General features: G+C 66.1%; 11 protein-coding genes and 1 riboswitch. Of the genes, 5 read left to right on the forward strand and 6 right to left on the reverse strand.

Going from position 1 to position 18,558, the window contains the following annotated elements:
* Window positions 1-57 precede the first annotated feature (57 nt).
* Together pgl and zwf are read right to left on the reverse strand one after the other, a co-directional pair.
* The gene (gene pgl, locus ACFPME_RS05765; RefSeq protein WP_377303022.1) at window positions 58-771 is read right to left on the reverse strand and encodes a 6-phosphogluconolactonase; all 714 of its coding nucleotides are present in this window, start codon (window positions 769-771) and stop codon (window positions 58-60) included.
* Between the two features lie 113 nt (window positions 772-884).
* Window positions 885-2,348 carry a glucose-6-phosphate dehydrogenase gene (gene zwf / locus ACFPME_RS05770; protein WP_377303024.1) on the reverse strand — a complete coding sequence of 488 codons (1,464 nt, stop codon included), beginning with the start codon at window positions 2,346-2,348 and terminating at the stop codon, window positions 885-887.
* Window positions 2,349-2,652: 304 nt separating this feature from the next.
* On the opposite strand from zwf, the gene ACFPME_RS05775 reads away from it, so the two are divergent.
* Genes ACFPME_RS05775 through nagA form a run of 3 tightly spaced genes read left to right on the forward strand, consistent with a single transcriptional unit; the run spans window position 2,653 to window position 5,622 of the window.
* A complete protein-coding gene (locus ACFPME_RS05775) occupies window positions 2,653-3,405 on the forward strand; it encodes a GntR family transcriptional regulator (RefSeq protein ID WP_377303026.1) in 753 nt (250 codons plus the stop codon).
* 8 nt (window positions 3,406-3,413) lie between these two features.
* Entirely contained in the window at window positions 3,414-4,445 is a 1,032-nt protein-coding gene (locus tag ACFPME_RS05780; protein ID WP_377303029.1) for an SIS domain-containing protein, read from the forward strand.
* A gap of 40 nt (window positions 4,446-4,485) precedes the next feature.
* On the forward strand, window positions 4,486-5,622 hold the full coding sequence (nagA, locus tag ACFPME_RS05785) for an N-acetylglucosamine-6-phosphate deacetylase (RefSeq protein ID WP_377303031.1): 1,137 nt from the start codon (window positions 4,486-4,488) through the stop codon (window positions 5,620-5,622).
* 250 nt (window positions 5,623-5,872) lie between these two features.
* Here the strand turns inward: nagA and ACFPME_RS05790 are convergent, their stop codons facing one another.
* From ACFPME_RS05790 to ACFPME_RS05805, 4 genes are all read right to left on the reverse strand, one after another.
* Window positions 5,873-7,492: a tetratricopeptide repeat-containing sulfotransferase family protein gene (locus tag ACFPME_RS05790; RefSeq protein WP_377303033.1), complete on the reverse strand. Its 1,620-nt coding sequence runs from the start codon at window positions 7,490-7,492 to the stop codon at window positions 5,873-5,875.
* A gap of 36 nt (window positions 7,493-7,528) precedes the next feature.
* Entirely contained in the window at window positions 7,529-8,974 is a 1,446-nt protein-coding gene (locus tag ACFPME_RS05795; RefSeq protein WP_377303035.1) for a tetratricopeptide repeat-containing sulfotransferase family protein, read from the reverse strand.
* A 310-nt stretch (window positions 8,975-9,284) separates the two neighbouring features.
* Complete coding sequence (locus tag ACFPME_RS05800) at window positions 9,285-12,341, reverse strand: TonB-dependent receptor (RefSeq protein ID WP_377303037.1); 3,057 nt, start codon at window positions 12,339-12,341, stop codon at window positions 9,285-9,287.
* Window positions 12,342-12,511: 170 nt separating this feature from the next.
* Window positions 12,512-12,787 carry a hypothetical protein gene (locus ACFPME_RS05805; protein WP_377303039.1) on the reverse strand — a complete coding sequence of 92 codons (276 nt, stop codon included), beginning with the start codon at window positions 12,785-12,787 and terminating at the stop codon, window positions 12,512-12,514.
* Between the two features lie 24 nt (window positions 12,788-12,811).
* Window positions 12,812-13,041, forward strand: a riboswitch (cobalamin riboswitch).
* A gap of 128 nt (window positions 13,042-13,169) precedes the next feature.
* On the opposite strand from ACFPME_RS05805, the gene btuB reads away from it, so the two are divergent.
* A complete protein-coding gene (btuB, locus tag ACFPME_RS05810) occupies window positions 13,170-15,020 on the forward strand; it encodes a TonB-dependent vitamin B12 receptor (protein WP_377303041.1) in 1,851 nt (616 codons plus the stop codon).
* Window positions 15,021-15,262: 242 nt separating this feature from the next.
* Window positions 15,263-18,448, forward strand: coding sequence for an efflux RND transporter permease subunit (locus ACFPME_RS05815; protein WP_377303043.1), 3,186 nt, complete (start codon window positions 15,263-15,265; stop codon window positions 18,446-18,448).
* Window positions 18,449-18,558: the final 110 nt, after the last annotated feature.

Here is an 18,558-nt window from a genome sequence, read left to right on the forward strand (position 1 = left end):
GACGGCCGCGTCGCGTGACGCGGTGTGGTTATCAGATGGACGACGGCTTGTGCGCGCTCACGGGCACCAGTACACCGCCACCGGCACCCGCGATTGAATCAGCACCGCGCGCACCGGGTAGTTCTGCGCGGCATCGAGGCCGAGCCGCACGTCGGCGAGCAGGTCGCGTTTCTTCTCACCGGAGACCAGCAGGTACAGTGCGCGGGTTTCCAGCAGGGCGGGCAGGCTCAGCGTGATGCGCGGCTCGCCGGCGGCGGGGGCACGCATCGGCAGCACGCGGGCGCGGCCCTCCTGGTCCAGCGCCTCCGCCAGGTGATCGCCGCCGGGGAAGAACGAGGCGGTGTGGCCGTCGTCGCCCATGCCCAGCACCACCACGTCGAACGGCAGCGGCAGCGCATCGATGCGTGCTTCGGCAGTGGCCAACCCGGCTTCCGGCGTGGCGTCCCCGGTGTACAGCGGGATGAAGTGCGCGGCGCTGGCGGCATGCTGCAACAGCCGTGATCTCACCAGCTGCGCGTTCGAGCGCTGGTCGGTTTCAGGCACCCAGCGTTCGTCCACCAGGGTGACGTACACCTTGGCCCAGTCCAGGGGTTCGCGTGACAGGCGGGCGAAGAAATCCTTCGGCGTGCTGCCGCCGGACACCGCCAGCACGGCGCGCCCGCGCTCGGCCAGCGCGCTGCGCAGACGCTCGGCGACCCGCTCGGCCAGCGCCAGGGCTTGCGCTTCGCAATCGGTAAAGCTGTGGGTTGTGACGTTCAGAGGGGTAGTCATGATGGTGCTGCTGCGCGGCCGATCAGGGGCGGACGCGTGCCTCGTGGGAAAGGGAAAACCAGTCTGCGGTACGCACCGGCATGTCCGGATGAAGCGATGCCGGCCACGCTGGCCTATTCACTGTCTTCGTTCCAGGTGCGGCCGTCGCGTTCGATCAGCGCCACCGCCGCGCTCGGGCCCCAGCTGCCGGCGGTGTACGGCCGCGGCGCCTCGCCGCTGGCCGACCAGGCGGCGAGCACCGGGCCGGCCCAGCGCCATGCCGCCTCGACTTCGTCGCGGCGCATGAACAGGGTGGGGTTGCCGCGCACCACGTCCAGCAGCAGGCGCTCGTACGCATCCGGTTGCTGCACGCCGAACGCTTCGGCGAAGCTCATGTCCAGCGGCACGTGGCGCAGGCGCAGGCCGCCGGGGCCGGGGTGCTTGATGGTCAGCCACAGCTTCACGCCCTCGTCCGGCTGCAGCCGCAGCACCAGCCGGTTCTGCGCCAGCTGGCCGGCGTCGGCGCTGAAGATCGAGTGCGGCACCGGCTTGAAGGTGACCACGATCTCCGATACCCGGCTCGGCAGGCGCTTGCCGGTGCGCAGGTAGAACGGCACGCCGGCCCAGCGCCAGTTCGCGATCTCCGCCTTCAGCGCCACGAAGGTTTCGGTGTTGGACTTGCTGTTGCCCAGTTCGTCCGGATAGCCCGGCACGCTGGCGCCTTCGGCCACGCCGGCGCGGTACTGGCCGCGCACGGTGAGCTGGGCGGCGTTGCTGTCGTCGATGGCTTTCAGCGAGTGCAGCACCTTCAGCTTCTCGTCGCGCACCGCGTCGGGCGCCAGCGATGACGGCGGCTCCATCGCCACCATGCACAAGAGCTGCAGTATGTGGTTCTGCACCATGTCGCGCAGCGCGCCGGCGCGGTCGTAGTAGGCGCCGCGATGGCCGACGCCGAGGGTCTCGGCCACGGTGATCTGCACGTGGTCGATATGCGCGGAATTCCACAACGGCTCGAACAGCGCGTTGCCGAAGCGCAGCACCAGGAGGTTCTGCACGGTCTCCTTGCCGAGGTAGTGGTCGATGCGGAAGGTCTGCGATTCGCTGAAGACCTTGCCGACCGCGTCGTTGATCTGGTTCGCGCTGGCGAGGTCGCGGCCGATCGGCTTCTCCAGCACCACGCGCGAGGCGCCCTGGTTGAGCTTGTACTGGCCGAGCCGGTTGCAGATATCGACGAACAACTCCGGCGAGGTGGACAGGTAGAACACACGGATGTGCTCGGGCTGCGCGCCGATGAAGGCGGCGAAATCGTCCCAGCCGTCGTCCTTGCGCGCGTCCAGCGGGCGGTAGAACACCTGCTGCAGGAACACGTCGAGCTTGCCCGCCTCGCAGATGCCGATCAGCGCCTCGCGCAACTGCGCGCGATAGCCGGCGTCATCCAGCGCCTCGCGGGCGACGCCGACGATGCGGCTGCTGGCCGGGATCTGGCCGTCGACAAAGCGATGGAACAGGGCCGGCAGCAGCTTGCGTACGGCGAGATCGCCGGTGCCGCCGAAGATCACCAGGTCGAACGGTTCGACCGATTGGGAGGAAGCAGTCACGAAACACCTCGACACGATGCCGGATGGCGGGCAGCGACCTGACGGCGCGTCTTGCCCGGGGTGTTGCTGATCGTACCAGTGAAATACCAGACCAGCTAGCCGTCTGCATACGAATTCATGGGATCGCCGGATGGCTGCGTTGCCTTCCCCCATCCTGTTCGGCTCGGGTATGGGTCGCAGGCCCGGACCGAAGGTGCTTCCGGCATCTGCCGTGCACAATGTCGTTGGCGCTGGCCACGGCTGATGCGAACAGGATCCGGCGAAGGCTTGCGGCCATTGGTTCGCTATTGGTATCGTTCGCCGCATGGAAGCTGCGCTCACCAACGAATACCGCCGGATCTGCCAGGATCCGGCTACCCACCAGCCGCTGGCCTACCTGCGCCTGCGCCGGGCGATCCGCAATATCGTCGAGCATCGGGATATCGAGCCGGGCCAGGCACTGCCCAGCGAGCGCGATCTGTCGCAGGCATTGAAGCTGTCGCGGGTGACCGTGCGCAAGGCGATCGCCGGGCTGGTCGAGGAGGGCTTGCTGACCCAGCGGCACGGTGCCGGCACCTTCATCGCCGAGCGCATCGTCAAGCCGATGTCGCGACTGACCAGCTTCACCGAGGACTTGCGCGAGCGCGGGCTGCATCCACGTTCGGAGTTCTTCGAGCGCGGCATCGGCGAGGTGACGCCGGAAGAATCGATGGCGCTCAACCTGTCGCCGGGCTCGCTGGTGGTGCGCCTGCACCGCGTGCGCTACGGCCAGGACGAGCCGCTGGCGATCGAGCGCAGCGTGGTACCGGCCAGCGTGCTGCCCGACCCGCTGCTGGTGCACGACTCGCTGTACGAGGCGCTGGAGAAACTCGACGCCCGCCCGCGTCGCGCACTGCAGCGCCTGCGCGCGGTGTTGCTGAATGCGCAGCAGGCGCGGCTGCTGCACGTCAACGTGGGCAGCGCGGGGCTGAGCATCGAACGGCGCAGCTTTCTGGACGACGGCCGCGTGGTCGAATTCACCTGTTCCTGGTATCGCGGCGACATCTACGACTTCGTTGCCGAACTGCAGACCGACTGAGGATGCCGATGATTGCCCGCGACACTCTGATGTACCAGGAAGCCCATGAGGCGGCTGGTGTGGTGGCGCGCCAGTTCGTCGCCAACGAGGCTGTGGTCAGCGCGCTGGCGCAGTCGCTGCGCGCGCAGCCGCCGCGCTTCATCGTCACCTGCGCGCGCGGCAGCTCCGATCACGCCGCGGCATATGCGAAGTACGTGTTCGAGACTCAGCTCGGCATCGCCACGGCCTCGGCCTCGCCGTCGGTGACCTCGGTCTACGCAGCCGAGCAGCAGTGGCAGGGCGCGCTGTTCATCGTGATATCGCAGTCGGGCAAGAGCCCGGACCTGTTGCGTAATGCGCAAGCGGCGAAGACGGCGGGTGCGCGCGTGGTGGCGCTGGTGAATGTGGCGGACTCGCCGCTCGCGGCGCTCGCCGATACGGTGATCCCGCTGCATGCCGGGCCCGAGCGCAGCGTGGCGGCGACCAAGAGCTATATCGCCGCGCTGGCGGCGGTGTTGCACCTGTGCGCGCGCTGGCGGGGCGATGCCGAGCTGGGCGCGGTGCTGCAGGCGTTGCCCGATGCCTTGCGTGCCGGTTGGGACGCGGACTGGTCGGCGTTGAGCGAAGGTCTGGTCGGCGCACGCAACCTGTTCGTGGTCGGTCGCGGCTTTGGCCTCGGCATCGCGCTGGAAGCGGCACTGAAGTTCAAGGAAACCTGCGGACTGCACGCCGAGGCGTTCAGTGCCGCCGAGGTGAAACACGGGCCGATGGCGCTGGTCGGTCCGGACTTTCCGGTGCTGTGTTTCGCGCAGGCCGACGACACGCTCGAGAGCACGTTGGCGGTGGCGCGGGAATTCCGCGGCCGGGGCGCGCAAGTCTTCGTGGCGGCGCCTGGCATGCAGGGCGCGGGAATGCTGCCGGTGAGCGGCGGCCTGCCGGCGCTGTGCACGCCGTTGCTGATCATCCAGAGTTTCTATCGAGCGGCAAGCGAACTGGCCCTGCGCCGCGGCTTCAATCCCGACCTGCCGCCGCATCTCAACAAGGTGACCGAGACGGTCTGAACGGGGGGCCGCTCAACGCCGACATTCAACAGGACCCGCCATGACCGTCGCCCTCACCAACGCCCGTGTCCTCGCTGCAGACGGCTGGCGCAACAACCTTGCCGTGCTGCTGGATGGCGAACGCATCGTCGATCTGTTGCCGCCGTCCGACCCGCGCGTGCGCAGCGCGCGGCAGCACGACCTGCATCGCGCGATGCTGCTGCCGGGCTTCATCGATGTGCAGGTCAACGGCGGCGGTGGCGTGCTGTTCAATGAAGCACCCACCGTGGAGACGCTCCGGCGAATGGGTGCCGCGCATCGGCGCCATGGCACCACCGGGTTCCTGCCGACCCTGATCAGCGACGACGCGGCCACGATGCGCGCCGCTCTGGCCGCGGTGGAGCAGGCCCTGGCCGAAGGCGTGCCCGGCGTGCTCGGCATCCACCTGGAAGGCCCGTACCTGGCGCCGGCGCGCAAGGGCGTGCACGATTCGAAGTATTTCCACGCGCCGGACCGCGACGAGCTGGCGATGCTGTGCGCACCGCATCGTGGCGTGCGCCTGCTCACACTGGCGCCGGACCAGGTGCCGCCTGCCGCCATCGGCGCGTTGGCCGCCGCCGGCGTGATCGTCTGCGCCGGGCACACCGCGGCGGACTACGCGACCACGCGTGCCGCGCTGGCTGCGGGCGTGCGCGGCTTTACCCATCTGTTCAACGCAATGACACCGTTCGGCAGCCGCGAACCGGGCGTGGTCGGCGCGGCGCTGGAAGACGCCGACAGCTGGTGCGGCATCATCGTGGACGGTCACCATGTGCACCCGGCCAGCCTGCGCGTGGCGATCGCCGCCAAGCCGCGCGGCAAGATGCTGCTGGTCACCGACGCGATGCCGCCGGTGGGATCGGATCACCCGGACTTCGTGCTCAACGGCGAAACCATCACCGCGAAGGGCGGCATCTGCCAGACCGCGCAAGGCGTGCTGGCCGGCTCAGCGCTGGACATGGCCACCGCCGTGCGCAATACGGTGCAGCTGCTCGGCGTGCCGCTGGACGAAGCCGTGCGCATGGCCAGCACCTATCCCGCCGACTTCCTTGGCCTGGGCGCCAGCCATGGCCGCATCGCAGCCGGCTGCCGTGCTGACCTGGTGGTGCTGGATGACGACTATCGGGTGCAGCACAGCTGGATCGGCGGCATGACCTGAGGTTCGCGCTCCCCTTGGAGTGTCCATGCGAGCGCGAACCTTCGTCCGTCGCTGCCTGCCTTTCTCATCCGCGAGAAGGCTTTCCTGGTCCCGGGAGAGGGAAGGACACAGCCATTTGCGTCTGCCCGAATAGCCGTCCAATGGTTGAAAGACGGCGCGATTCGGTGTCTGCGAGGCACGGCACCGAAGGATGAATCGGAAAGCGGGTACGCGGCGGCTCGGCCGGATTTGCGCCAGGGTGTTCGGCCCGTCAGACAGGCGCGGCGGATGCGAGCTCCGTGGCAAGCGCCTGCCGCAACGGCTCCAGCTGTTTCGCGTAATGGCGCCACTGTGCGATGCCACGGGTGTGGATCGATTCACGCACTTGCGCACTGCTGGGTGTCGCGACCGGCGAAGTGTTGAGTTCCGGCCGCAGGCAGGCCGCCTCGATCTCCAGCCCGCAGTGCCCGAGCACCCGACGCATGGCGGTTTCCGGATCGCGTACCAGCGCGGCATACGGAATATCGAGCATGGCGCTGGGCAGCGTGTCGCGCCAATGGTTGGCCAGGCGTGCATACTGCCCGTAGTAGTGGCTCACTGCCTGCATGTCGTAGCAGTAAGGCGAGGCGCTGCCGAACATGATCTTGAGGTTGGAGTAGCACACGTCCATCGGATCGCGTACCAGGTGCAGGATGCGCGCCCGCGGCAGCGCACGGCGTATGAAAGGCACCATCCGCACGTTGATCGGCAGCTTGTCGATGAAGTATCTGCGGCCCTGTGCCCGCCACTGCGTCTGCATCAGGTAGCGCGCACCCAGCTCATCGAAATCAAGCTGCCCGGCGCGATCGAGAATGTTCAGCAGACTCGCGTTGCCGCGTGGCGCAACGTCGGCGACCCAATGCAGCTGGCGCTGGAAATCGTTGATCTCGCCGGCGGAGGTCACTGCGGAATGGGCGGACAGCATGTGATCGAGCAGCGTGGAGCCGGACCGTGGCATGCCGACAATGAAAATGGGCATGGGGCCGTCGAATGCTGTCGATCCCGGCTTCCCGCTCATCGGGGTCGCCGCAACCTCGATGAGCGCATCCGTTACCGCAGCTTCGCTGGCGGCGTCGTACGGCAGGAACGAATGCATCAGCGCATTGCTTCGCTCCAGCGCCTGCCAGGCCTCGTCGTGGCGTCCCAGGTCATCAAGAATCTTGAAGATCGCCGACTGGAATTTTGCGCGCGTCAATCCAGCGCGCATGTCGGCATTGCCCTCCGGAAGCCGCCCAAGTCGTTCCTGCAGGAAGGCGAGGTGGTTCGTGGTGGGGGTCTGCCTGCGCAGGTTCGCCAGGATGACCGCGGCATCCCCATAGTCGGGCCAGCGCCGCAGGGTTTCCAGCAGCGCCACCTCGGCCTCGGCGAGCCGGCCGGTAAACTGCAGCAGCATGGCGTTGAGGTAGTACTCGGACTGGGAGTCGATCCCGGCCGCGACCGCCCGGTCCATCCTGGCGCGGGACGCGGGGATATCGCCCAACATCCACCGCAGGTGCGCCTGCTCGGCGAACACCCAGCCCGGTGGGTCGGGTGCGCGCTCCAGATGCTCGGCGCAGGCGCGCATGGCCAGGGTTTCGCCCGTCGTGGACAACCGCCATGCGAGCTGCGCAATCATCGGCACATCGTTGGGCAGCGCAGGAACAGCCTGCAGGAGCTGACCGGCCGCCGCGCGCATCCGGCCGCGACGCAGCATCAGGTCAGCCAACTCCATGCGCAGCGGGACATCATGAGGCGCTCGTTGCACGAGTTCCTCGAAAGCCGCCTGTGCACCATCCCATTGGCCGGCCTCGATGAACTGCCTGGCCTGCTGCCGCAGGCGGGCTTCCCGCGCGCGATCGTCTGCTGAAGTCATCGACCGGTTACCTTGCCGTGAACTGCAGGTGGCACATCATGCGGGCCCACCCAGCAACCGCCGCAATGGTTCGAGATGGTGCGCATACGGCTGCCAGGTACCGAGCCCCCGAGTGTGAATCGGCTCCCGCACCTGCATGCTGCTGGGCGTGGCAACCGGCGCTGCATTGCGTTCCGGATGCAGGCAAGCTTCCTCCTCTTCCAACCCGCAATGCTTCAGGACGCTGCGCAGCACGGCGGCGGGCTCGCGCACCAGGTCCGCGTAATGCACATCGAGCATGGCATCGGGCAGGGACGCGTGCCATTCATTGGCCAGGCGCCGATACAGTCCATGGTAATGGGCCAGGGCCTGCATGTCGTAGCTGTAGGCGGAAACATTGCCGAACATCGCCCTGAAATTGGAAAAGCACACATCCATCGGATCGCGGACCATGTGCAGGATGGGTGCATGCGGCAGCGCCTGTCGTATGAAGGGCACCACCTGAATGTTGACCGGCAGCTTGTCGATGTAGAAGCGACGGCCGCGCGCACGCCACCGGGTTTGGGCCAGGTAGCGCTCGCCCACTTCCGCCAGGTCCATCTTCGGGATGCGCCGCAGGGTCGCCAGCATTCCGGCCACGCCGATCGGCGGCACATCGGCGACCCAGTGCAGCTGGCGCAGGAAGTCGTTGATCTCTCCGGCGGACGTCACCTGCGAATGGCTCGACAACATGCGGTCGAGCAAGGTCGTGCCGGAACGTGGCATGCCGACGATGAAAATGGGCATGGGACCCGTCGGCGTTCCGGCGGGCCGGATTGGTGGCGGCCGGAGGGCGCTGGCCACATCGATGAGCCCCTCGGCTATTGCTGCCTCGCCGACTCCATCGTAGCGGTTGATCGAACTCATCAACGCGTTGCTGCGAGCCAGCGCCGGCCAGGCTTCCTCGTGGCGACCGAGGTCGTCCAGTTCCTTGAAGAGGGCGGACTCGAACTCCGCACGCGCGAATCGCGCTCCCGGCGCACCGTCATCCGCGGGCAGGCGATGCAGTTGCCCGCGCAGAAAATCCAGGTGGTTCGACGCCGTCGTCTGTTTGCGCAAGTTCGATCGCGCTGTGGCGGCATCGCCGAACTCCGGCCAGCGGCGCAGGCAGGTTTCCAGAACCTCGCCGGCGCGCCCGACGTCCCCGGTCACCTGGAGCAGGGTCGCATGCAGATGGAACTGATCCGGGCTATCGAGGCCAGCCGCCGCCGCACGATCCATCAGTTGCTTGGCCGCGGCGAATTCGCCGAGCGTCCATCGCAACTGTGCCAGCGCGACCAGCAGCGGCACCGATGCATTCGCCGCCTGCCCGACGCGCTCGAGGCAGGTACGCGCGGCCACGATCTCGCCGCTGAAACAAAGCCGCTGCACAAGCTGGATGTCCAGCAGGTCGCCAGCCGAAGGCGCCGCCGCAGCATTCAGCAGCTGGCTGGCCGATGCGCGAAACATCCCCTGCCGCAACATGGCCCAGGCAAGCTCCAGCCGTGCCGGTACATCTTTCGGTGCATGGTGTAGCAGGGATTCGAGAGCGGCCTGCGCAGCAGCCCAATGTTGCGTGGCCATATGCGCCCGCGCACTCTGCCGGAGGTCCTCTTCCACCGTGGGCATATTCCGCTGGTTCATCCAATGAGCTTAACCCAGCCCCGGGCCATCGAAGGCGGGCGGCCTGATGATTCCGTGGCGTCCGCCAGCGCGGGCCGGTGACGCGGGCCGGCCAGAAAAAAAACCACCGGCCGAAGCCGGTGGTTTCCAGGTTGAAACTCAACCGAAGCGGTCAGTAGTCGTAGGTGACCGACAGGCGCACCGTGCGGGGGGGCTGGAAGAAGATCCCGTCCCCATAGCTGTTGCCGATGGAGATGGTGTTGCTGCCCGGGTCGTAGGCACTTTCGCCGGTCGGGTCGGTTTGCACGGGCTTCTGCCCGTTCAGCGCGTTGAAGATGTCCAGGTTGATGCCGAGCTTGTGGTCGGCGAACGCCGGGGTGTAATGCACGCCCAGGTTCAACTGCTTCGTCCACGGCGTGTGGCCGATGGAGCCCGCCGGCATGCGTACGCCATGGCACCAGTGATAGTTGCCGCTGCCATAGTTGTTGTAGCCGCTCGGATCGCCGGGGGCGCCTACACCGTAATAGGCGTCGCCCGAACCGCCCGTGCCGTAATAGCCCAGGCACTCCTTCGGATAGCCGGACTGGGCCAGCAGGGTGCCGGAGACCAGCCACTCGTCCGATATCTGGTAGGCACCGCGGATACGGAACTGGTGTTTGCGGACGTTGGCCAGCTCGCCGTTCGCGCCGTCCATCAGCTGCCACGAATCCCAATCCTCGGTCTTGGAAACGTCTGCCTGGCCGAAGTCGGAACGCACCTGACCTTCGGTGTTGCCGAAGCCGCGGGTGAAGGTGTAGTCGATACGCGCCTGCCACTTGCCGTCGAACGGATGCTCCAGGTACAGATTCAGCGAGCCGGTCTTGCGCTTCACGCCCTGGATATAGCCCCAATCCTGCTGGCTCATCGAGATGAGGTGACTCTGGGTGCCGTCATCCGACTTCACCAACATGGTGTTGGTCTGGCCCGGATTGATCAGGCGGCAGTAGGAGGCGCCGTACAAGGAGTTGTAATACCCGGAATTGGCATCGAACAGGTCGGTCGTGGTGATCAAGCCCATCTTCTGCATCTTGGTCTCGATCTTTGTCGGCGAGCACTCGTCGTCGATCGCCGTCTTCAGGTCGCGCCACATCGCCTTGGCACCGTAGTTCCACTCGTCGTTGAGCTTCTTGTCGAAGCCGAGGATGAATTCATCCAGGTATTCCGGCTTCAGGTTGCGTGCGGTGACCTCCTGGGTGTCCTTGGGGAGCCCTTGTTCGCCATCGGGCGAGGTCGTCGGTCCCAGCGCCACCACGCCGGTGGGCACACCGTTGGCGTCGATGCCGGTGTAGCTGTAGTTGGTGGTGAGGTAGGTCGAGATGTTCGCCGCGCGCTCGGCCGCGTTGTCCGGCAGTGCAAGGTAGTAGCGGCCCACGTTGCCGTAGATCTTGAACGACGAATCACCGTTCACGTCCCAGCTGGCGCCGATACGCGGCTCCCACTGATTCTTCTCGTCGACGAACGCTTTGCCCAGATCGTTGAAGTTGGTGAAGTGGTCGTTGCGGATGCCGATGTCCAGCAACAGGTTGGGGGTGACCTGCCAGTCGTCCTGCAGGTAGTAGGCCTTCTGGGTCATGGTCATGCTGGTCTGCCAGCCGATCTCGCGCTTCTGTACCCGGTTGCCGGTGAGATAGCGCCAGTAGTAATTCAACGCCGGGTTGAACGGGTTCTGCTGGTTGGGACCCTGGTTGCGGGCCTGGTAGGACATGTTGTCGATACCGACGGCGAGGTCATGGTCGCCCAGCTTGTAGTCGAAGTCGACGCGCAGGCCGTGGGTGCCGTTGCTCGCCTTGTCCGAGGACCAGCTGGTGTTGGTCTGGCCGTTGGTGATGCCGTTCGGGCCCGTGCCCGGCGGCAGAAGAGCCGGATTCTGGTTGTACGGGCGGGAAATGTACGGGAGCGAACTGACGCTGCTCTCACCGTAGATCGTCGGATCCTGGAAGTGGGCCTTGCCGTAAAGGATGCTCAGCGTGGCCGCGTCGGTGATGTAGCTGGTGAAGTGCGCGAGGTAGAACTGGGCGTTGTCCTTGACCACGTCGTTGGGTGTGACGAAGGCGCCCGACTTCAACGTGCTGTAGTCGAACTGGTAGGTCTTGCCCGCGCCGGTGGACGAGCGGTTGTCCAGCGCCGTCAGCTCCAGGATGTTGCTGTCGGTGATGTTCCAGTCCAGTTTGCCGTAGAACTTCGTGTCCTTGTCGGTGTTGTACTGGACAAGGCCGGCAGACGCGACTTCCACGTTGTTGGACTGCGTCTTGGTGGTCTCGGCCGCCAGGAACATGAACAGCTTGTCCTGGATCAGCGGACCGCCGAGGTACGCCGAATAGATCGTCTCCCACTGCTTGTTGTCATTGCGATACTGGTGCAGCGTGCCCGCCAGGGCCGGGTTCTCCAGTGCATAGTTGACCTGGCTGGTCGATGCAGGAACCGCTGGATGGCCGTAATAATTGTTGGTCGGAGTGGATTGGAGAAACCGCGGCTGCCAGGTCACCTGGCCGCCGAAGTGCCACTCGTTGGTGCCGCGCTTGCCGATCTGGTTGATCACGCCGCCATCGGAACGGCCGTACTTGGCGTTGTAGCCGCCGGTGAGCGTTTCCTGCTGGTCGATCGCGCCGTAGGGCAACTGGAAGCCACCCAGGTTCTTGTACGGCTCGCCGGTGTTGTAGCCGTTCACGTAGTAGGCGTTCTCGGTCACGCTCGAGCCGCCGAACGCGACGAGGGCATGATTGCCCGGGCCGTTGAAGTAGCCGCTGCCTGAGGTGGTGCCCGGGGACAGCAGTGCAATGGATTCGGCGTTGCGGGCGACCGGCAGCTTGCGAAGTTCAGCCGCGGTGATGATCGTGCTGGAGTTGACGCTGGAAACATCGATCGACGGAAGCGCATTGGCCGACACGGTCACTGCACCCAGCGATGTCGTTCCCGCCGGAGCCGCATTGAACGAGATCGAGGCGCCCGCGCCAGGCGACAGTGCCACATCTTTCCGCGTATCGACGATGGCGCCATCCTTCTTGAGCGAGACCGTATAGACCCCCACCGGCACGTTGCTGATCTGGAAGCGCCCCGAACTATCCACGGCGACTTCGCGAGTCAGGCCCGAGCTGTTGGTGGCGACGACGGTTTCACCCGCGGCCGCTGGCGCCTGGCCAAAGATGGAGCCCGTCTGGGACTGCGCCACGGCGACGCCGCCCAGGCTCATGCTAAGCGCCACGGCGAGGGCCGTATGGCGCCACCTTGGAATGCGGTTATTGCTGTGATTGCTCATTATGAAAAATCTCCCCGGATTTAAATGACCAAATAGCCGAATGACCTAACTCGCAAGTCCGTCCGGCGCAAGCCGGATGCATGATGGCAGCCGATTTCTCCAAGTCAGCGGCAGAAAAGCCCGCGCCATTCCTCAGGCATGGAACAACTTGCCTCCCGAACATAAGGCCGTGTAAATGGCTGCGTCAACAAAATATTTATGTGCAGGTCACAGGCGCCGCAATTGTTTGCGAATTCATTATCAAAACCGAAAGAAGTTTCGCCATTGCCCGCTTTTTCGTCGACATAGAGGGCTAATACTTTTCTAAATGTCCATAATCGGAACGATGGAAATTCTTCCGCAAAATTCTCTTTTAACGTAATGCGCAGCCCGGTGCGCAACTTGCAGGGCCTTTTGCGCGGCGCTAGAGTGCGCCCTGTTCAGGTGTCCCGACGGCAGTCGCCCGAGGGATGAAACGGGAAGCCGGTGCGCGGGTGTTTCGACACCGCAAGGCCGGCGCTGCCCCCGCAACGGTAAGCGAGATCCACGAACGGCGAATGCCACTGTGCTGAGCACGGGAAGGCGCCGTCCGGGGCATGCGGTTCACCGCACGCCGCTCGCCAGCCCGGAGACCGGCCCGAACGATTCCTGGTGGCTCGCGGTGGGCGAGGCCGAACCACGTGTTGGGTGATCGCGCCTGCCCGTCGTTCCGTCTTTCCGCCCGCGTGCCGCCAGCCCATTGAACAATGGTGCCGTGCGCGGGTGCGCGGCCAAGGAACGACATTGAAAAAGACTTTGCTGGCAACCGCGCTCCTGAGCTGCGCGGTCACCGCCCATGCAGCGGATCAGAACGACGCGTCATCGCTGAGCCCGGTGATCGTCACTGCCACGCGTACCGCGATCACCGCCGACGAGGCGCTGTCATCGGTCAGCGTGATCACCCGCGCCGATATCGAACGATTGCAGCCCATCTCGGTGCCTGATCTGCTGACCGGCCTGCCCGGCGTGAGCTTCGCCAACAGCGGCGGCTACGGCCAGCAAACCTCGCTGTTCCTGCGCGGCACCAGCTCTTCGCACACGCTGGTGCTGATCGATGGCGTGCGGATCGGCTCGGTCGGCAACGGCCTCGCCGCGTTCGAGCAGTTGCCGGTGGAACAGATCGAGCGCATCGAAGTGGTGCGCGGTCCTCGTTCGAGCTTGTACGGTGCCGACGCGATCGGCGGGGTGATCCAGATCTTCACCCGACACGGAGTCCACGACAGCGGCCTGCTGCCATCCTTCAGCGTGACCACCGGCAGCGACAACCTGCTGCGTGGTCAGCTCGGCCTGGCCGGCGGCGATCAACATGCCTGGTACAACCTCGGCGTCGGCGCGCAGCATACGCGCGGCATCAACTCATGCCGTATCGGCGCGGGCGAAGCATTCGCAGGCTGCTTTGCCGACGAGCCTGACCGCGATGCCTACGGCAACAAGAATCTCAGTGCGAATGGCGGCTATCGCTGGGACAACCAGGCGGAAGTGAGCGGAACGTGGCTGCGCAGCCTCGGCGAGATCCATTTCGACGGCAGTTACCAGAACCGCAGCCGCACCGTGCAACAGGTGGTCGGCAGCCGCCTCAGCTTCAACCCGCTGCAGGCGTGGAAGACCACGCTGAGCGTGGGCCAGAACCTGGATCGCTACGACAATTACGAGAACCGGGATTTCGTCGGCTACATCTATTCGCGCCGCAACCAGGCGTCATGGCAGAACGACCTCGGCGTGGCCGACAACCAGTTGCTGACCTTGGGCCTCGACTGGCAGGGCGAGCATATCGACAGCGACACCGGCTTCCTCGCCACCCGCCGCAACGATACCGGCGGCTACCTGCAATACCAGGGCACGTTCGGCCGCAATGAGGTGCAGCTGTCGGCGCGGCGCGACCACAACAGCCAGTTCGGCAACTACAACACCGGTGCGGCCGCGTGGGGCTATGGCCTTGACCACGGCCTGCGCCTGTCCGCCAGCTACGGCACCGCGTTCCACGCGCCGACCTTCAACGATCTGTACTACCCCTACGGCAGCGGCAACCCCGATCTGAAGCCGGAGGAGTCGCGCAGCGCCGAATTGGGACTTAGCCAGCGGCTGGATGGGTGGGACTGGGCGGTAAACGCCTACCAGACCCGCATCGACCAGTTGATCGCGCTGGACAGCAACTACTTCCCGTCCAACATCAGCAAGGCACGCATCCGCGGCGTGGAAGGCCAGCTCGGCGCGAACCTCGCCGGTTGGCGGATGCAGGCGTACATGGGCTGGCTGCAGCCGCGCAACGAGGACGGCGGCGTCAACGACGGCCGGACCTTGCCGCGCCGCCCCGGTCGCACGGCGCGGGTGGATCTGGACCGTCGTTTCGGCGGGTTCGGCGTCGGCGCCACGGTATACGCGGCCGGCCGCAGCTACGACGACGCGGCCAACCGGCACCCGCTGGCGGGCTATTCGACCAGCGACCTGCGCGCGAGCTATCACTTCGCACCGGACTGGCAGGTCGAGGTACGGCTGGCGAACGTGTTCGGCCGCCACTACGAAACCGTGTACTACTTCAACCAGCCCGGCCGCAGCGCGTTCCTGACCCTGCGCTACAGTCCGGCCACGCGCTGAGCCGACGCAGCCCACAACGGCGGCAGGGCAGCCGGCGTCGTGGGCTGCGGGCTCGGCGAGATGCGCCACGACAGGAGGCAGGGCGGACTTCAGGCACATCCCCGGCGCGGGTGCCTGGCCTAAAGTTGGCATGATCCGGGGATCGTTCCGCGAGCAGGTCCGCACATCCGCACATGGCGTGCGCCGTGGCGACCGTCTGTTCGCGAGAACTCGCCGCCATGCTTGCGCGTCAGGGAGACCGCTTGAACATTTTCGCGCCATTGATCCGCCGCCCCGCCGGCACCTCGCTACTCGCCATCGGGCTGATGCTGGCCGGACTGTGGGCGTATCTGCTGCTCGGCGTGGCCGCGCTGCCCACGCTGGAGTTTCCCGGCGTTTTCGTGGCCGCGCAGATGCCCGGCGCCGGCGCGCAGACCATGGCCAGCACGGTGATGGCGCCGCTGGAGCGGCACCTCGGGCGCATCCCCGGCGTCAGGCAGATGTCGGGAACCTCGAACGAGGGCAATGCGCAGATCATGGTGATGTTCGATTTCGGCATCAGCACCGACGCGGCCGCCCGCGAGGTGCAGGCGGCGATCAATGCCGCCGCGCCCGACCTGCCGGCGGTAGGCGATGGCGGCATGCCGTCGCCCCCGCAATACTTCAAGTTCGATACCTCGCAGATTCCGGTGCTGCTGGTGGCGATGACCTCCACCAGCCTGCCGCCGGACAAGCTGTACGATCTCACCGATACCTTGCTGAAACCGGCTGTGGCCCAGGTCCCTGGCGTGGCGCGCGTGCAGGTGTTCGGTGGTGCGCCGCATGCCGTGCGGATCGAGCTGGACACTGCCGCGCTGGTCGCCAAGGGCATCACCGCCAACGATGTCGCCAACGCGCTGCGTGCGGCCAACGTCACCTCGCCGCAAGGCACGCTCAGCGACGGCCAGACGCAGATGGCGGTAACCGCCAGCGACAGCCTGCATGATCCAGCCGAGTTCGGCCGGCTGCTGATCGCGATGAAGAACGGCACGCCGGTGCGCCTGTCCGACGTGGCCACGGTCAGCAGCGGGCAGGAGGACCAATACCAGGCCGCCTGGTTCAACGGCCACCGCGCGGTGACCATGCAGATCAGCAAGCGCGCCGAGGCGAACGCGGTGGCCACCGCCAATGCCGTGCGCGCCAAGCTGCCGGAGTTCCGCGCCCTGCTGCCGGCCGATGTGCAGATCACGCCGATCTTCGACCTGACCCAGACCACCCAGTCAGCCCTGCACGAAGTGGAAGTCGCGTTGCTGCTCAGCATCGTGATGGTGGCGCTGGTGATGCTGGTCTTCCTGCGCCGGCTGCGGCCGACCCTGATCGCGATGCTCAGCGTGCCGCTGTCGCTGGCCGGCGCGTTCGTGGTGATGTGGTCGCTCGACTTCTCGCTCAACACCTTGTCGCTGATTGCGCTGGTGCTGTGCATCGGCTTCGTGGTGGACGACGCGATCGTGGTGATCGAGAACATCGTGCGCCACATGGAACAAGGTACGCCGCCACTTGAGGCGGCGTTGACCGGCGTCGGCGAAATCGGCTTCACGGTGATATCGATCACGCTGTCGCTGATTGCGGTGTTCGCGCCGATGCTGTTCGGCAACAACATGTTCACCATGCTGATGCGCGAGTTCTCGATCACGCTGACCGCGGCGGTGGTGATCTCCGCGCTGGTCTCGCTGACGCTGACCCCGGCGTTGTGCGGTCGCTACCTCAAGCTGGAACACAGTGCCGGGCAACGCGAGCCGAATCGCCTGCAGCGGGCGCTGGAGCGGTTCGACCGCGGCCTGCACCAGCGCTACGAGCGGGCGCTGGACTGGGCCATGCACCATCGCCGCGTGATGCGCTGGCAACCGGCCCTGCTGCTGGTGCTGACCGCGCTGCTCGCCGTGGCGGTGGCGCTGACCGCCGGCGGCGGCATCATGCCGGATGAGGACATCGGCCTGATGCAGGCCAACATCACCGCCGAGGCCAACATCTCGCCGACCCTGCTGGCCACGCGCGCGCAACGGATCGCCGACGTGATGCAGGCCGACCCGGCCGTGCTGGACGTGTCCACCGTGCTCGGCGGCAACGGCGGCGCGGTGGGCAACAACGCGCAGATGTTCATCGATCTCAAGCCGTTCGGCAGCGGTCCAGGCGATCGCCACGCCACCGTCAAGCAGGTGATCGAGCGGCTCGACAAGCAGTACAAGCGGCTACCCGACATCGACGTCTCGCTGACCCCGGTGCAGTTCTTCGGTGGCGGCAACGGCGGCAACGGTGGACAGGGCCGCTACCAGTTCCAGCTCACCAGCAGTGCCGGCGTCGGCCTGCAGCGGCCCACCCTCAAGCTGGCGCAGCGCATGCGCGGCATGAAGGAGTTCCGCGACGTCAGCACCAGCTTCGACAGCATCGGCAAGCAGCAACTGCTGTCGGTGGACCGCGCAACGGCAGCGCGCCTGCACGTGAGCATGGCGAGGGTCGACACCGCGCTCAGCGACGCGTTCGGCGAGCACCCGGTGTCCACGATCTATTCGGACATCAACCAGTACCGCGTGGTGCTCACCTCGTCGGGCGCCAGGTCGCTGAGCCCGGCCACGCTGCTCAACACCTACGTTCGCACCAGCCGCGGCACGATGATTCCGCTGTCGGCGGTGGCGCGCATCGCGCCCAGCATCGCGCCGATCAGCATCGACCACTTCAACCAGCTCGAATCGGCCTCGATCAACTACAACCTGGCCAAGGGCGTGACCCAGTTGCAGGGCATGAAGCTGGTCGATCAGGTGATCGCCGCCGCGCAATTGCCGGCCGGCGTGCAGAAGAAATATGCCGGCAACAACCAGCAGCTGGTGGAGGCGATGACCGGCGCCGGGCTGATGCTGCTGGCGGTGATCCTGGTGATGTACATCGTGCTGGGCGTCCTCTACGAGAGCCTGATCCATCCGCTGACCATCCTGTCCACCTTGCCCGCGGCCGGCATGGGCGCGTACCTGGCGATGCTGGTCACGCATACGCAGCTCACCCTGATGTCGATCATCGCGATCCTGATGCTGATCGGCATCGTCAAGAAAAACGCGATCCTGATGGTGGACTTTGCGCTGGTCGCCGAGCGCGAGCGCGGCCTCTCGGCGCCGGAGGCCATTCGCGAGGCGGCGCTGGTGCGCTTCCGCCCGATCACCATGACCACCTTGGTGGCGATGGGTGCGGCGCTGCCGCTGGCGATCGGTTTCGGGGTCGGTTCGGAAATGCGCCAGCCGCTCGGCATCGCCATCTTCGGTGGCTTGCTGGTGTCGCAGCTGCTGACCTTGCTGAGCACGCCGGCGATCTATCTGTGGCAGCACGACCGCGAACAGCGCAAGGCCGCGCGCCGGCAACTGCGCGCCGAGATCAGGCGTCAGCAGGCGTTGCAGCAGCAGATGCCCGCGCTGCCGAAATAGCTCGTTTCCGCGCCCGGCAAACCACCCCTGCCTTCCGACACGGTGTGGACTTCAGGCACATACATGGGTGCACGGCGGCTGCCATAAAGGCCGGCATGAACGGAACTCCC

It is taken from the genome of Rhodanobacter umsongensis (genome assembly GCF_042654965.1).
In the GTDB taxonomy this organism is placed as follows: Bacteria; Pseudomonadota; Gammaproteobacteria; order Xanthomonadales; family Rhodanobacteraceae; genus Rhodanobacter; species Rhodanobacter umsongensis.

Excerpts from the sequence above, each read along its gene's own strand:
- ACFPME_RS05795 (WP_377303035.1), bottom strand. The coding sequence starts at position 8,974 with ATGTTGCGGCAGGGGATGTTTCGCGCATCGGCCAGCCAGCTGCTGAAT.
- nagA (WP_377303031.1), top strand. The coding sequence starts at position 4,486 with ATGACCGTCGCCCTCACCAACGCCCGTGTCCTCGCTGCAGACGGCTGG.
- ACFPME_RS05800 (WP_377303037.1), bottom strand. The coding sequence starts at position 12,341 with ATGAGCCTGGGCGGCGTCGCCGTGGCGCAGTCCCAGACGGGCTCCATC.
- ACFPME_RS05775 (WP_377303026.1), top strand. The coding sequence starts at position 2,653 with ATGGAAGCTGCGCTCACCAACGAATACCGCCGGATCTGCCAGGATCCG.
- ACFPME_RS05790 (WP_377303033.1), bottom strand. The coding sequence starts at position 7,492 with ATGACTTCAGCAGACGATCGCGCGCGGGAAGCCCGCCTGCGGCAGCAG.
- ACFPME_RS05780 (WP_377303029.1), top strand. The coding sequence starts at position 3,414 with ATGATTGCCCGCGACACTCTGATGTACCAGGAAGCCCATGAGGCGGCT.
- pgl (WP_377303022.1), bottom strand. The coding sequence starts at position 771 with ATGACTACCCCTCTGAACGTCACAACCCACAGCTTTACCGATTGCGAA.